Raw genomic sequence first — 13,121 nt, 5'->3', positions numbered from 1 at the left:
CGACGGGGGCACCGGGCCTCGGTGGTTCAGCTACGCGCTAGGACACGCCTCAGTGGGAGTGGCCGTGGCCGTGGCCGTGGCCCGCGTCCGCCGGCTCCTCTTCCTTCTTCTCCACCACGAGGGTCTCGGTGGTGAGGAGGAGGGAGGCGATCGAGGCGGCGTTCTCCAGGGCGGAGCGCGTCACCTTCACCGGGTCGATGACGCCGGCCTTGACCAGGTCGCCGTACTCGCCGGTCGCGGCGTTGAAGCCCTGGCCCTTGTCGAGCTCCGCCACCTTCGAGGTGATGACGTAGCCCTCGAGGCCGGCGTTCTCGGCGATCCAGCGCAGCGGCTCGACGGCGGCGCGGCGGACGACCGCGACACCCGTGGCCTCGTCGCCGGTCTTGTCGAGGTTGCCCTCGAGGACCTTCACGGCGTGGACGAGCGCGGAGCCACCACCGGAGACGATGCCCTCCTCGACCGCGGCGCGGGTCGCGGAGATGGCGTCCTCCAGACGGTGCTTCTTCTCCTTGAGCTCGACCTCGGTCGCGGCGCCGACCTTGATCACGCAGACGCCGCCGGCGAGCTTCGCGAGGCGCTCCTGGAGCTTCTCGCGGTCCCAGTCGGAGTCCGTGGACTCGATCTCGGCCTTGATCTGGCCGACGCGGCCGGCGATGTCCTCGGCGTTGCCGCCACCGTCGACGATGGTGGTGGAGTCCTTGGCGATGGTCACGCGGCGGGCGGTGCCCAGCACGTCCAGACCGGCCTGGTCGAGCTTGAGGCCGACCTCCTCGGCGATGACGGTGGCACCGGTGAGGGTGGCCATGTCGCCGAGCATCGCCTTGCGGCGGTCGCCGAAGCCGGGGGCCTTGACGGCCACGGCGTTGAAGGTGCCACGGATCTTGTTGACGACGAGGGTGGAGAGCGCCTCGCCCTCGACGTCCTCGGCGATGATCAGCAGCGGCTTGCTGGCGCCGGCCTGGATGACCTTCTCCAGGATGGGCAGCAGGTCCTGGATCGAGGAGATCTTGCCCTGGTTGATCAGGATGTACGGGTCGTCGAGGACGGCCTCCATACGCTCCTGGTCGGTGACCATGTACGGGGACAGGTAGCCCTTGTCGAAGGCCATGCCCTCGGTGAAGTCGAGCTCCAGGCCGAAGGTGTTGGACTCCTCGACGGTGATGACACCGTCCTTGCCGACCTTGTCCATCGCCTCGGCGATGAGCTCGCCGACCTGCTGGTCCTGCGCGGAGAGCGCGGCGACGGCGGCGATGTCGGACTTGTCCTCGATCGGGCGCGCGGTGGCGAGGAGCTCCTCGGAGACGGCCTTGACGGCGGCGTCGATGCCCTTCTTCAGGGCGGCCGGGGAGGCGCCGGCGGCGACGTTGCGCAGCCCCTCGCGAACCAGGGCCTGGGCGAGCACGGTGGCGGTGGTGGTGCCGTCACCCGCGATGTCGTTGGTCTTGGTCGCCACCTCCTTCACCAGCTGGGCGCCGAGGTTCTCGTACGGGTCGTCGATCTCGACCTCGCGGGCGATCGTGACACCGTCGTTGGTGATGGTGGGGGCGCCGAACTTCTTGTCGATGACGACGTTGCGGCCCTTGGGGCCGATCGTCACCTTCACCGTGTCGGCAAGCTTGTTGACGCCGCGCTCAAGGGCGCGACGGGCGTCCTCGTCGAACTTCAGGATCTTCGCCATGGGAGCGGTTCAGCCCTCTCGGAATGGGGTGGAAAAGAACTGCGCCCCCGGACGCCCTGTGCGGGGTCAAGGGGCGCAGCTCAAAGCATCTGCTTCAGATACTTCGGTGAATTACTTCTCGATGATCGCGAGCACGTCGCGAGCCGAGAGGACGAGGAACTCCTCGCCGTTGTACTTCACCTCGGTGCCGCCGTACTTGCTGTAGAGCACGACGTCGCCGACCTGAACGTCGAGCGGAAGACGCTCGCCGTTCTCGAAGCGGCCCGGGCCCACGGCGAGGACAGCACCCTCCTGGGGCTTCTCCTTCGCGGTGTCCGGGATGACCAGGCCAGAGGCGGTGGTCTGCTCGGCGTCGAGCGGCTGGACCACGATGCGGTCCTCGAGCGGCTTGATGGCAACCTTGGAGCTGGTGGTCGTCACGATCCGACCTCCCCCTTCGGAGATTACGGGGTCAACTGTCTGAGGTGGCGACCAGGTGGATCCGTCGTCGCGGGTGCCGGACCTGCCCGTCGCTGTGTTGGCACTCTCCAGTGGGGAGTGCCAGAGCCGAGACTATGACCGCGATTAGCACTCGGTCAAGCGGAGTGCCAATTCACCACCGTCGCGCGTCGCGGCGCGCTCAGCGGGACGCCGCCGTTCCGGTGCGCGCCGCCCCCTCCGCCACGGTCGTCGCGGCCACATCCCGTTCGGCGGCCGGGTCCCTTTCCTCCGGCCCCATCCGCTCCGCCGCCTTCCGGCCCAGGCGCTCGATCGGGTCGACCGAGGAGGCGCAGCCGGAGGCGGTGAGGAGGGTGGCGGCGAGCGCGCCGGCGGCCGCGGCCCGGTACATCCGGTTCCCGCCCGGTCCTCGCCTCACACGTAGTCCTCGAGCTTCGCGACGGCGTACCCCTTGGCCGTGATCACGTTCATGACCCGCCGGATCATGTCGGGCATCGTGCCCTTCCAGTCGCCCTTGCCCCGGAAGTGGGTGAGGACGATGTCGCCGGGGTGCAGGTCGCGGTCCCACTCGCGCCACTCCATGCGGTCGGGGAAGGCCTCGGCGGACCACAGCGGGACCGCCTTGACCCCGCAGGACTTCGCGGCGCGCAGGGTGTCCTCGTTGTAGTTGCCGTACGGCGGGCGGAAGAGCGGGGGCCGCTTGCCGAAGCGCTTCTCGATGACGTCCTGCATCCCGCAGATCTCGCGCTTCTGCTGCTTGTACGAGAGTCCGGGCAGGTAGCGGTGGTTGAGGGTGTGGTTGTGCAGGGCGACGCCGGAGTCCAGGGACTTCTGCATCCGCGCGAAGTAGCCGTAGTCGTCCTTGACGACGTAGTCGCTGAGGAAGGCGCTGTAGGGGATGCGGAGGTCCTTCATCATCCGCAGCAGCTCGGGGTCCTTCTCCGCGCCGTCGTCGATCGTCAGGAAGACGACCTTCTGCTTGGTCGGCACGGTCGTGAAGACGGGCGGCAGGCCCTCGCCGTCCGTCTCGAACCCCTTGCGGGTGGTGATCTTCGGCTTGGCCTTCGGCGGGGCCGGCGCGTCGAGCGGGGTCTTGGCGAGGCCCCACTTCCTGGCGGCGAGCGCGCGGGCGGCCTTCTGCTGGCGGACCCTCTCGACGTACGCGTCGAGCGCGCCGGCCGAGCCCGGGGCCGGGGCCTGGGCCCGGCCCTGCTGGCCGGCGGCGGGCGCGGGGGCGCCGCGCGCGGGGGCGGCGGGTCCGGATCCGGAGTCCGAGCAGGCCGTGGCGGCGGAGGCGAGGGCCGAGACGACGAGAGCGGCCCCGAGGGTCCGCCGGAAAGGGTGCGCGCTGATCACCATAAATTCTTCCTCTTGTCGTACAAGCTGTATGGCGCCGCATACTGTCAGTGCTCGCGCGCCCTCCGGACCACGACACCGCCGCACGGCCCCCGCCGTCCCCCGACCGGCCCACAGCGCCGCAGGGCCCACAATGGGACGGGTGACCGACCTCGCCCAGTTCACCGCCCTGCGCACGCCCGAGGGGCAGGCCCTCCTCGCCGCCCTGCGCGACCACGACCCCGCCCATGAGCTGGCGGTCGTCTCCCGGCTGCGCCGCGACCACCCCGCCGAGCTCGTCACCTCGGCGGTCGGCCAGGCCAGGCTGCGCCAGCGCGCGGTGGCGAAGTTCGGCGCCGAGGACGCGTACCGGATGTACTTCACGCCCAACGGCGTCGAGCAGTCGACCCGCGCCTCCGTCGGAACCTACCGGGCCGCCCGCCTCAAGGCCCTCGGCGTCGGCAGTGTCGCGGACCTCTGCTCCGGGATCGGCGGCGACGCGATCGCCCTCGCCCGCGCCGGCATCTCCGTCCTCGCCGTCGACCGCGACCCGCTCACCGCCGAGGTGGCCCGCGCCAACGCCGAGGCGCTCGGCCTCGCGGAGCTGATCGAGGTCCGCTGCGCCGACGTCACCGAGATCGACACCAGCCCGTACGACGCGGTCTTCGTCGACCCGGCGCGGCGCGGCGGCCGGGGCAGGATCTTCGACCCCGAGGCCTACTCCCCGCCGCTCTCCTGGGCCGTCGAGGCGGCCCGCAAGGCCCCCCGCGCCGCCCTGAAGGTCGCCCCCGGCATCCCGCACGAGGCCGTCCCGGCGGAGGCCGAGGCCGAGTGGATCTCGGACGGCGGGGACGTGAAGGAGGCCGTGCTCTGGTTCGGCACGGAGCCGGGCGCCCGCCGCGCGACGCTCCTGCCCTCCGGCGCGGGCCTCACCGGCCGGGGGCTGCCCGACCCGGCGGTCCGCCCGGTCGGCCGCTACCTGTACGAGCCGGACGGCGCCGTCATCCGCGCGCACCTCGTCGCCGAGGTCGCGGAGGAGCTGGGCGGCGGCCTCATCGACGAGACGATCGCGTACGTCACGGCGGACGACCTCACCCCCACCCCGTACGCCGCCGCCTACGAGATCACCGACGAACTCCCCTTCAACCTCAAGAAGTTGAAGGCCCTGCTGCGGGAGCGCGAGGTCGGCACCCTGACGGTGAAGAAGCGCGGCTCGGCGGTCGAACCCGAGGAGATCCGGCGGAAGGTGAAGCCCAAGGGCCCTCACTCCGCGACGGTGCTCCTCACCCGGGTCGCGGGAGCCCCCACGATGCTCATCGGCCGGCCGGCGGGCAGGCCGTAGGGTGCCGTAGGCGGCAGGATCCGAACCGGGGGGAAGTCATGGCGCTGCATCCGGAGGGCATGTTCACCACCGGCCCGATCGCCCACCTCGTCGGGCTGGCCGCCGGCGGCACCGACCCGCTGGAGTGGGAGGTCCTGCGCTTCGGCCGCGTCACGCGGACCGAGTACTGGGACCCCGCCTGGCGGGTCACCCCGCAGCACCTCGCCTCCCAGCTGGACTACCTGTCCACCGTGTTCGGCGAGTTCGGCGAGGGGTTCCTCGACACCTGCCCGGAGGCGGACCGCAGGACCTGGCGGACGGCCGCCGGGACGCAGGGCATACCCGCGTTCATGACCGGGCTCGCGACGCTGCTGCGGCTCGCGGACCGCCAGGGCGACGCCGCGTACGAGGACGTGCCGCTCGCCGCGTGGGAGGTACGGGCCCGGTTCCCGCTGCTGCTGTCCCTGGACGACTGGGCGTACGACGGCGAGTACGCCTCGTACGAGGAGAGCCTGCGGGCGTTCGTCGAGGGCGAGCACCCGTACTGCTCCTACGAGGTGATGCCCCGCCTCCACCAGGCCCTGGCCGCGCGCATGCTCTGCGCGGAGTCGGCGGCCTTCGCCGCCTCCTTCCGGGTCCTCGCGCCGCAGGCGACCCCGGAGACCCTGGAGGTCCTCGCCCGCACCACGCTCACCCACATGACGGAGCAGCATGTCTGACCGGCCGACGGCGACCCCGCGCGCGGTCTTCCACGAGGAGCCCTTCCCCGAGCTGTTCGGGCTCGCCACCGAGGCGGTCGTCAGCGGCGACGGGCAGTGGCTCGCGGTCAGTTCGGTGCTGTCGGAGCTGAGCAGGGTGGCGGTCTACCGCACCGCCGACCTCTCCTGCGCGCACCTCCTGACGGTCGCCATGGAGACCGAGACGATGGCCTTCCACCCCACGCTCCCGCTCCTCGCCATCGGCTTCGACAACGGCGACGCGTACATGCGCGAGGGCCGCCTCGTCCTCCTCGAACCCGGCACCGGCCACCGCGTCGACCTCACCGACCCCCGCTGGGGCGTCGAGCTGCTCCGCTGGACGGACCCGAGCACCCTCGAACTCACCTTCTGCGCCATGCACGACGGGGAGGAGTTCGAGCGGTCCGTGGCCGTCGTGGCCCGCGAGGAGTGGCGCGGCCTCACTCCGGACGCCCTCGACCTGTCCGCCCTCCACAGGCAGCCGCTCGACCCGTACGCACCGCTCCCGTACCCCGAGCGGGACCGCGCCCCGCAGGTCCTCCGGGCGTTCGCCGAGCGGGCCGGCCTGAGCTACGACGGCAGGGGCGCGGTCCGGGCCGTGGCCGGGCTCGGCGACGGCCGAGTGCTCGCCACCCGGAAGCACACCACCCTTGAGTGCTGGGCCCCCGACGGGACCCCGCTGTGGAGCGTCCCCGCACCCTCCGCGACCCCCGGCACCCGGATCGAGGTCTCGGCCGACGAGCGGACGGCACGCGTCACCGTCCCCGGCCCCGACGGCCGCACCCGGACCGACTTCCCGCTCGTCGACACCTCCGACGGCACCGTCCTCGACAACCCCTCGGTACCCTTCTCCGCCGCGCTCACGGCCCGGACGGACGGCGTGTGGGCGATCCGGGACACGTACGACCGCGGCAGCGAGAAGGAGGGGCCCGAGCCCGACACCCGATTCTTCACCGCCGACGGCACCCCGCTCACCACGCTCCACGAGCCCGACCGGTACGCCCTCGTCCCGGTCGACGCCCGCCGCTGCCCCGAGCTGCTGTACGGCCGGCGCCGCCGGGACGTGATCGCGCTCGACCCCCGCTCCGGAGCCGAGACCCCGCTCTTCCCGCTGGAGCCCTTCCGGGTCGACCGTCCGCTCGGCCGGGTGGTGTACGTCTCCGACGCCGCCGGTCCCGCGCTCCTGCACGGCTGGACGCAGCTGGTCCGCCGGACCTTCCCCGCCGGGGACGTCGTCTGGACGCTGCCCCTGGACTCCGGGGCCGAGGACCCGGCCGGGAGCACCACGGTCGTCGACCTCGACGCGCACGCCGGCGTCCTGCACGCCCTCTGCACCGACGGCACGCTCCTCTCGGTCGACGCCGCCGACGGCACCCTCCTCGACCGGCGCCTCTTGCCCCCGTACGGCCCGGTCTCGGTGCACGCGGCCCCCGACGGCACGGTCCTCGTCGGCACGACGGCCGGCCGGATCCTCCGCTACTGAGAGCCGGCCGCCCGCGCCCGCCCGAGGAGCAGCTCCCGCTCCCGCGCGTTCCGGGTGAGCGAGGCGGCCCGCTCGAACTCGGCCCGGGCCTCCGCCGTCCGCCCCAGCCGGGCCAGCAGGTCGCCGCGCACGCTCGGCAGCAGGTGGTAGCCCGCCAGGGCGGGCCCGTCGGCGAGGGCGTCGACGAGCACGAGACCGGCCTCCGGGCCCTCCGCCATCGAGACGGCGACCGCGCGGTTCAGCTCGACCACCGGGGAGGGCGCGACGGCCGCGAGCCGCGCGTACAGCGCGGCGATGGTCCGCCAGTCCGTCTCCTCGTACGCAACCGCCCGCGCGTGACAGGCGGCGACGGCGGCCTGGAGGGCGTACGGGCCGTAGGAGCGCCCGTCGCCGGCGCGCTCCAGGGCGGCGAAGCCGCGCCGGATCAGCAGCCGGTTCCAGCGGCTCCTGTTCTGCTCGGCGAGGAGCACCGGCCGTCCGTCGGGCCCGGTCCGGGTCGCGAAACGCGACGCCTGGAGCTCCAGCAGGGCCGCCAGGCCGTGCACCTCGCCCTCCTCGGGCATCAGCCCTTCGAGCACCCGGGCGAGCCGCAGCGCGTCCTCGCACAGCGCGGGCCGCAGCAGGTCGTCGCCGGCGGTGGCCGCGTACCCCTCGTTGAAGATCAGGTAGACGACCTCCAGGACGGAGCCGAGCCGGGCGGCCCGCGCCGCCCCGTAGGGCACCTCGAACTCCACTCCCGCCTTCGCCAGCGACCGCTTGGCGCGGGTGATCCGGGCCGCGACCGTGGCCTCCGGCACGAGGAAGGCCCGTGCGATCTCGTCGGTCCGCAGCCCGCCGACGAGCCGCAGCGTGAGCGCCGCGCGGGCGTCGGCGGAGAGCACCGGGTGGCAGGCGGTGAAGACGAGCCGGAGGACGTCGTCGTCGATGTCGCCGGGACCCGAGGGCTCGGGGTCGTACGACTTCTCGTCGAGCGTCCGGCCGACCTCGGCGAGCTTGCGCGCGTACGTCTCGCGCCGCCGCACGAGGTCGACGGCGCGGTGCTTCGCGGCGGCCGTCAGCCAGGCGCCCGGGCGGTCCGGGACGCCTGACCGCGGCCACTGTTCGAGGGCGGAGACGAGCGCGTCCTGGGCGATCTCCTCGGCGATGCCGACGTCCCTGACGATCCGCGCCACCGTGGCGATGATCCGCGCCGACTCCATCCGGAAGACCGTCTCAAGGGTGCTCTCCACCGTCACGGTTCACATGACAGCACAGCCGACGGCCCCGCGCGGGTCAGCCCTCCGGCATCTCCTCGACCTCGCGGACCTCCAGGCCGACCTTCCACTGCGGCGGGTGGACGGCCAGGAAGCGCCGCCCCCACTCGACGGCCTCGGCCATGTCCTTGCACTGGAGCATCGCGTAGCCGCCGACGACCTCCTTGGTCTCGGTGAACGGTCCGTCGGTGTACGACAGCTTCCCGTCCGACCAGGTGATCCGGGTGGCCTCGGCGGTCGGCCGGAGCCCGGCGGTGTCCACCATGGCGCCGGCCTTGGTGATCTCCTCGAAGAGCGCGCCCATCCGCTGCTCGAAGCCGGGGTCGGCGCTCTCCATGTCGATCGTGTTCTCCTCGATGCGGACGAGGGACAGGAAGCGGGGCATGACGACTCCTCGGTGGTGCGGTGGCGGGGCCGTTCCCCGCCTTCCACACATACGTCGAACGGCCCGGCCCCGCATCGACACCGCGCCGGAGAAATCTTCCGGGGGGTGTACGCGTCCTACACGTAGTCCTCCAGGCGGGCCACGGTGAAGCCCTGCTCCTGGATCCTGCGCAGCATGGTCGCCGTCATCTCGGTCATCGTCCGGCCCTTGAGCTCGGACGGGCCGCGGAAGTGGGCCAGGATGATGTCGCCGGGGTGCAGCCTCCGGTCCCCGCGCTGGTACTGCATGTTCTTGATCTGCATGGACTCGCGCCACAGCACGATCGCGTCGACCCCGCAGGTCCCGGCGGCGGCTCGGGTGTCCTCGTTCCAGTTGCCGTACGGCGGGCGGAAGAGCCGGGGCGCCGTGCCGTACTCCTTCGCCAGCCTCGTCTGCTGTCCGCAGATCTCGCGCCGTTGGGCCTCCCGGGAGAGCGTGCGGAGGTTCGGGTGCGTGAGGGTGTGGTTGGCGACGCCGTGGCCCTGGGCGGCGAGCGGGGCGAAGTAGCGGTAGTTCCCGCGGATCGCCGAGTCGGTGAGGAACATCGTCACCGGGACCTTGAGGTCCGCCATCATCCGCACGAACTCGGGGTCCTTCTCGGCCCCGTCGTCGATCGTGACGAAGACGATCTTCTCGGTGGTGGGGATGTCGCTGATGACGGGGACGGGGCCGCCGGCCGCGCGGACCACCGGCTTGACGGCGGGCGGGGCGGGCGGGGCCGCGAAGGGCTTGAGGCCCCACTTCCGGTACGCGGCGGCCGCGGCTGCCCCGGGCGCCTTGTCCTCGGCGGGCGGCTCGGCGGCGGGCGCTGCCGGTCCGGCCGGGGCGGGCGCGGCGGCGGGTTCCTCCGCCGAGCAGCCGGTCACGAGGAGGGCGACGGCGGTCAGGGCCGCCCACAGCGCGATGGTCTTCTTCACGCGCTGTGGGATGCCCGATCCGGTCGAAAGGTTGCTCTACTTTCGACCTGGCGTCCCTCTTTCGACCGACTATTCGACCGATTCGAAGCGCCAGCGGTGGACCGGACGGGTGATCAGCTCCGCGTCCGGCTCGGGGAGCTCGGGCAGTTCGGCGTCAAAGCTCTCCGCCTCCCACCAGGTGAGGACCAGGACCCGGTCCTGCGGGGCGCGGAAGAGCTCCCGGCGCAGCGGCTCGTGGGCCAGGACCTGGGCCCTGGCCCACTCCAGGAGCTCGGCGCCCCGGTCCTGGGCGGCCCGCGCCTCCCACATGAGGGTGAGCCTCACGAGTACAGGTTCTCCTTGCTGACCTCGTGCACGTGATCGTGGTCGTGCGAGTGCCCGTGGCCGTGGTCGTGGCCGTGCGCCCCGGGCACGTGCGGGTCCGTCACCGGCAGGGACGAGTCCGCCGACAGCTCCAGGTCCGAGGCCGGCCGGTTGCGGGCCACCATCTCGGCGCCGAGCGCCGCGACCATCGCGCCGTTGTCCGTGCACAGTCCCGGGCGCGGCACGCGCAGCCGGATGCCGGCCCGCTCGCAGCGCTCCTGGGCGAGCGCCCGCAGCCGCGAGTTGGCGGCGACGCCGCCGCCGATCATCAGGTGGTCGACGCCCTCGTCCTTGCAGGCCCGGACGGCCTTGCGGGTGAGGACGTCGACGACCGCCTCCTGGAAGGAAGCGGCGACGTCCCGCACGGGCACGTCCTCGCCGGCCGCCCGCTTCGCCTCGATCCAGCGGGCCACGGCGGTCTTGAGGCCGGAGAAGGAGAAGTCGTACGCGGGGTCCCGGGAGCCGCTGAGCCCGCGCGGGAACGCGATCGCCTTCGGGTCGCCCTCCCTGGCGAGCCGGTCGATGACCGGTCCACCGGGGAAGCCGAGGTCCAGGACGCGGGCGATCTTGTCGAAGGCCTCGCCGGCCGCGTCGTCGATGGTGGCGCCCATCGGCCGCACGTCGGAGGTGATGTCGGAGGAGAGCAGCAGCGAGGAGTGCCCGCCGGAGACCAGCAGGGCCATCGTCGGCTCGGGCAGCTTGCCGTGCTCCAGCTGGTCGACGCAGATGTGCGAGGCGAGGTGGTTGACGCCGTACAGCGGCTTGCCGAGCGCGTACGCGTACGCCTTGGCGGCCGAGACGCCGACGAGCAGGGCGCCCGCGAGGCCGGGCCCGGCCGTGACGGCGATGCCGTCGAGGTCCTTCGCGGAGATCCCGGCCGTCTTCAGGGCGCGCTCGATCGTCGGGACCATCGCCTCCAGGTGCGCGCGGGAGGCGATCTCGGGCACGACGCCGCCGAAGCGGGCGTGGGTGTCGACGCTGGAGGCGACGGCGTCGGCGAGGAGCGTGGTGCCGTGGACGATGCCGACGCCGGTCTCGTCGCAGGAGGTCTCGATACCGAGTACGAGGGGTTCGTCAGCAGCCATCAGAATCAGTCTCAGTTCCTTGAACGGTCAGTCGCATCACGAGCGCGTCCACGTTTCCGGGCTGGTAGTAGCCGCGCCGGAAACCGATGGGCTCGAAGCCGAAGCGCTCGTACAGCTTCTGGGCCCGGGTGTTGTCCACGCGCACTTCGAGGAGGACCTCGTCGCACTCGAAGGCGGTGGCGTGGTGGAGCAGGTCGGTGAGGAGCCGGGCGCCGAGGCCCGTACCCCACTGGTCGCGGGCGACGGCGATCGTCTGGACGTCCCCGAGCCCGCCGGCCGCGGCGAGCCCCGCGTACCCGACGAGCCCGCCGTCGCCGTCCTCCGCCACGATGTAGCGGCGGGTGGCCCGGGGGCCGCGCGCGTGCGCGAGCTCGGACCAGAACATCCCCGCCGACCAGGCGTCCTCGGGGAACAGCTCGTCCTCGAGTGCCAGCACCGGCGCGATGTCCCACCAGCGCATCTCGCGCAGTTCCACGCCGCCGGTCACTTGGGCGTGACCACCTTGTAGTTCTTGGGCACCTGAGCGTCGGGCCGGCGCAGGTACATCGGCAGCGGGTCGAGGAAGCCCTCGCCGCCGGCCGCGAGCCGCTCCGCCGCGAGCGCGGCGAGCGCCGCCGCCGACTGGTGCTCGGGGTCGCGGGCGTCGGGGAAGGCCTCGGGGTAGAGCCGGGCGCCCGCGCCGACGACGGGCAGGCCCGCGAGGCGCTCGGCGATCTCGGCGGGTCGGTCGACGGCCGCGTCGGTCACCCGGGTGCGTGAGTCCTCGTACCGCGCCCAGTAGACCTCCTTGCGGCGCGCGTCCGTCGCGACGGCGAAGGGCTCGTCGATCCCGGAGGCGTACGCGAGGCCGTCGAGGGTGCACAGGCCGTGCACGGGCACGCCGAGCGCGGACGAGAAGGCCGCGGCCGTGACGAGGCCGACGCGCAGACCGGTGTACGGGCCGGGGCCGACGCCGACGACGACGCCGGTGAGCGCGTCGAGGGCCAGCCCGGCCTCCTTGAGGATCCGGTCGACCGCGGGCAGCAGCAGCTCCCCGTGGCGGCGGGCGTCGACCTGGCTCGACGAGGCGAGGACCGTCTCGCCGTCGTGGAGGGCGACGGTGACGGCGGGGGTGGCGGTATCCAAGGCGAGCAGCAGCACGCGAACAGCCTACGGCTCCGGGGAGGGGCGGCGCCCCGGCGGCCGTACGCGGGCACGGCGCCCCGCCCGTGGGGGCACCGGCTGCTACCGTCACCCTTCGATACGTTCGTACGAGAGGTGGGCACGGTGGCAAGGAGCAGCTCGGGATTCGTGGCCGGGCTCACCGCGGCGGCCGTCGTCGCGGTCGGCGTCCTCGCGTACCAGGCCTCGGCCAACGCCCCCGCCGATCTGTCGGCGAAGCCGACGACGCCGGGCACGGCCGTCCCGTCCGTCTCGCCGAGCGGCGGCCCGAAGCAGCCGGCGAAGGACCCGCTGACGGTCCCGGCGGGCTCCGGCACGGGCGAGCGGGTCGTGTACGCGCTGGCCGACCGCACGGTGTGGCTGGTGAACGCCAAGGGCAAGGCGACCCGCGCGTTCTCGGTGATGCCGAGCACGGTGCACCCGGTGCCGGGCGCCTACACGGTGACGTCGCGCTCGGGCGCGGTGACCGGCTCGGACGGGGTGCGGATCGAGCACGTGGTGCGGTTCGCGACCAACGAGGACGTGGTGATCGGCTTCAGCGCGGCCGTGGACGGCTCGACGCCGAAGCCGGACCCGACGAAGAAGACCGGCGGCATCCGCATGAAGAGGGCGGACGGGGACGCGCTGTGGACGTTCGCGTCGATCGGCGCGAAGGTCGTCGTCGTCGCCTGAGCCGCCGGCTCGGAATCCACCGGTTCCTCGGGGGTGTCCGGAAAGCAGCGTCGTCTGCCCGCGGGCCAGGCGGGACTTTACGGACACCCCCTAGGGCGTGTTGCGAAAGCCCCGTCGGGCCCGCCCTTCGGGCGGCCGGCGCTACTTTCGCAACACGCCCTAGGTGTATTGATCACGAGCGTTGTTGACACTGGTCTGGTCTTGAACATGGCGAAGACCTCCGGTGTGGTGGGAGCTGTCTAGGAACTCACCGC

Annotated in this window: 15 protein-coding genes; 4 read left to right on the top strand and 11 right to left on the bottom strand. The window is 72.7% G+C overall.

All coding sequences use genetic code 11. The annotated features are described in order from the left end of the window. Positions 1 to 49: 49 nt before the first annotated feature. From groL to ACF08F_RS24250, 4 genes are all read right to left on the bottom strand, one after another. Complete coding sequence (gene groL, locus ACF08F_RS24265) at positions 50 to 1,678, bottom strand: chaperonin GroEL (protein ID WP_392300641.1); 1,629 nt, start codon at positions 1,676 to 1,678, stop codon at positions 50 to 52. Positions 1,679 to 1,789: 111 nt separating this feature from the next. Next, entirely contained in the window at positions 1,790 to 2,098 is a 309-nt protein-coding gene (gene groES / locus ACF08F_RS24260) for a co-chaperone GroES (protein ID WP_024756677.1), read from the bottom strand. A gap of 199 nt (positions 2,099 to 2,297) precedes the next feature. Next, on the bottom strand, positions 2,298 to 2,534 hold the full coding sequence (locus ACF08F_RS24255; RefSeq protein WP_392300640.1) for a hypothetical protein: 237 nt from the start codon (positions 2,532 to 2,534) through the stop codon (positions 2,298 to 2,300). After that, a complete protein-coding gene (locus ACF08F_RS24250) occupies positions 2,531 to 3,475 on the bottom strand; it encodes a polysaccharide deacetylase family protein (RefSeq protein ID WP_392300639.1) in 945 nt (314 codons plus the stop codon). Before ACF08F_RS24250 ends, ACF08F_RS24255 begins: the two co-directional genes overlap by 4 nt. A gap of 130 nt (positions 3,476 to 3,605) precedes the next feature. On the opposite strand from ACF08F_RS24250, the gene ACF08F_RS24245 reads away from it, so the two are divergent. The 3 genes from ACF08F_RS24245 to ACF08F_RS24235 are packed head-to-tail and all read left to right on the top strand — an operon-like array spanning position 3,606 to position 6,992. Continuing rightward, complete coding sequence (locus ACF08F_RS24245) at positions 3,606 to 4,793, top strand: methyltransferase domain-containing protein (RefSeq protein ID WP_392300638.1); 1,188 nt, start codon at positions 3,606 to 3,608, stop codon at positions 4,791 to 4,793. A 38-nt stretch (positions 4,794 to 4,831) separates the two neighbouring features. Beyond that, on the top strand, positions 4,832 to 5,491 hold the full coding sequence (locus ACF08F_RS24240) for a hypothetical protein (RefSeq protein ID WP_392300637.1): 660 nt from the start codon (positions 4,832 to 4,834) through the stop codon (positions 5,489 to 5,491). Further along, the gene (locus tag ACF08F_RS24235; RefSeq protein WP_392300636.1) at positions 5,484 to 6,992 is read left to right on the top strand and encodes a hypothetical protein; all 1,509 of its coding nucleotides are present in this window, start codon (positions 5,484 to 5,486) and stop codon (positions 6,990 to 6,992) included. Before ACF08F_RS24240 ends, ACF08F_RS24235 begins: the two co-directional genes overlap by 8 nt. Here the strand turns inward: ACF08F_RS24235 and ACF08F_RS24230 are convergent. The 7 genes from ACF08F_RS24230 to tsaB all read right to left on the bottom strand — a co-directional run bounded on the left by ACF08F_RS24230 (position 6,986) and on the right by tsaB (position 12,174). Further along, entirely contained in the window at positions 6,986 to 8,191 is a 1,206-nt protein-coding gene (locus ACF08F_RS24230) for an RNA polymerase sigma factor (RefSeq protein ID WP_392300818.1), read from the bottom strand. The genes ACF08F_RS24235 and ACF08F_RS24230 overlap by 7 nt on opposite strands. 73 nt (positions 8,192 to 8,264) lie before the next feature. Then, complete coding sequence (locus ACF08F_RS24225) at positions 8,265 to 8,630, bottom strand: YciI family protein (protein ID WP_392300635.1); 366 nt, start codon at positions 8,628 to 8,630, stop codon at positions 8,265 to 8,267. Positions 8,631 to 8,746: 116 nt separating this feature from the next. After that, the gene (locus ACF08F_RS24220; protein WP_392300634.1) at positions 8,747 to 9,586 is read right to left on the bottom strand and encodes a polysaccharide deacetylase family protein; all 840 of its coding nucleotides are present in this window, start codon (positions 9,584 to 9,586) and stop codon (positions 8,747 to 8,749) included. A gap of 69 nt (positions 9,587 to 9,655) precedes the next feature. Continuing rightward, entirely contained in the window at positions 9,656 to 9,910 is a 255-nt protein-coding gene (locus ACF08F_RS24215) for a hypothetical protein (RefSeq protein ID WP_392300633.1), read from the bottom strand. Next, complete coding sequence (tsaD, locus tag ACF08F_RS24210; RefSeq protein ID WP_392300632.1) at positions 9,907 to 11,034, bottom strand: tRNA (adenosine(37)-N6)-threonylcarbamoyltransferase complex transferase subunit TsaD; 1,128 nt, start codon at positions 11,032 to 11,034, stop codon at positions 9,907 to 9,909. The genes ACF08F_RS24215 and tsaD overlap by 4 nt, the downstream gene beginning before the upstream one ends. Then, positions 11,024 to 11,494, bottom strand: a complete 471-nt coding sequence (gene rimI / locus ACF08F_RS24205) for a ribosomal protein S18-alanine N-acetyltransferase (protein ID WP_392300817.1) — start codon at positions 11,492 to 11,494, stop codon at positions 11,024 to 11,026. Before rimI ends, tsaD begins: the two co-directional genes overlap by 11 nt. A gap of 23 nt (positions 11,495 to 11,517) precedes the next feature. Continuing rightward, on the bottom strand, positions 11,518 to 12,174 hold the full coding sequence (gene tsaB / locus ACF08F_RS24200; protein ID WP_392300631.1) for a tRNA (adenosine(37)-N6)-threonylcarbamoyltransferase complex dimerization subunit type 1 TsaB: 657 nt from the start codon (positions 12,172 to 12,174) through the stop codon (positions 11,518 to 11,520). A gap of 126 nt (positions 12,175 to 12,300) precedes the next feature. On the opposite strand from tsaB, the gene ACF08F_RS24195 reads away from it, so the two are divergent. Beyond that, the gene (locus tag ACF08F_RS24195) at positions 12,301 to 12,867 is read left to right on the top strand and encodes a hypothetical protein (protein WP_392300630.1); all 567 of its coding nucleotides are present in this window, start codon (positions 12,301 to 12,303) and stop codon (positions 12,865 to 12,867) included. Positions 12,868 to 13,121: the final 254 nt, after the last annotated feature.

This window comes from Streptomyces sp. NPDC015130 (assembly GCF_043080005.1).
In the GTDB taxonomy this organism is placed as follows: Bacteria; Actinomycetota; Actinomycetes; order Streptomycetales; family Streptomycetaceae; genus Streptomyces.
Note: the sequence above shows the minus strand (reverse complement) of the source record. Positions and strands in the feature narration are given on the sequence as shown.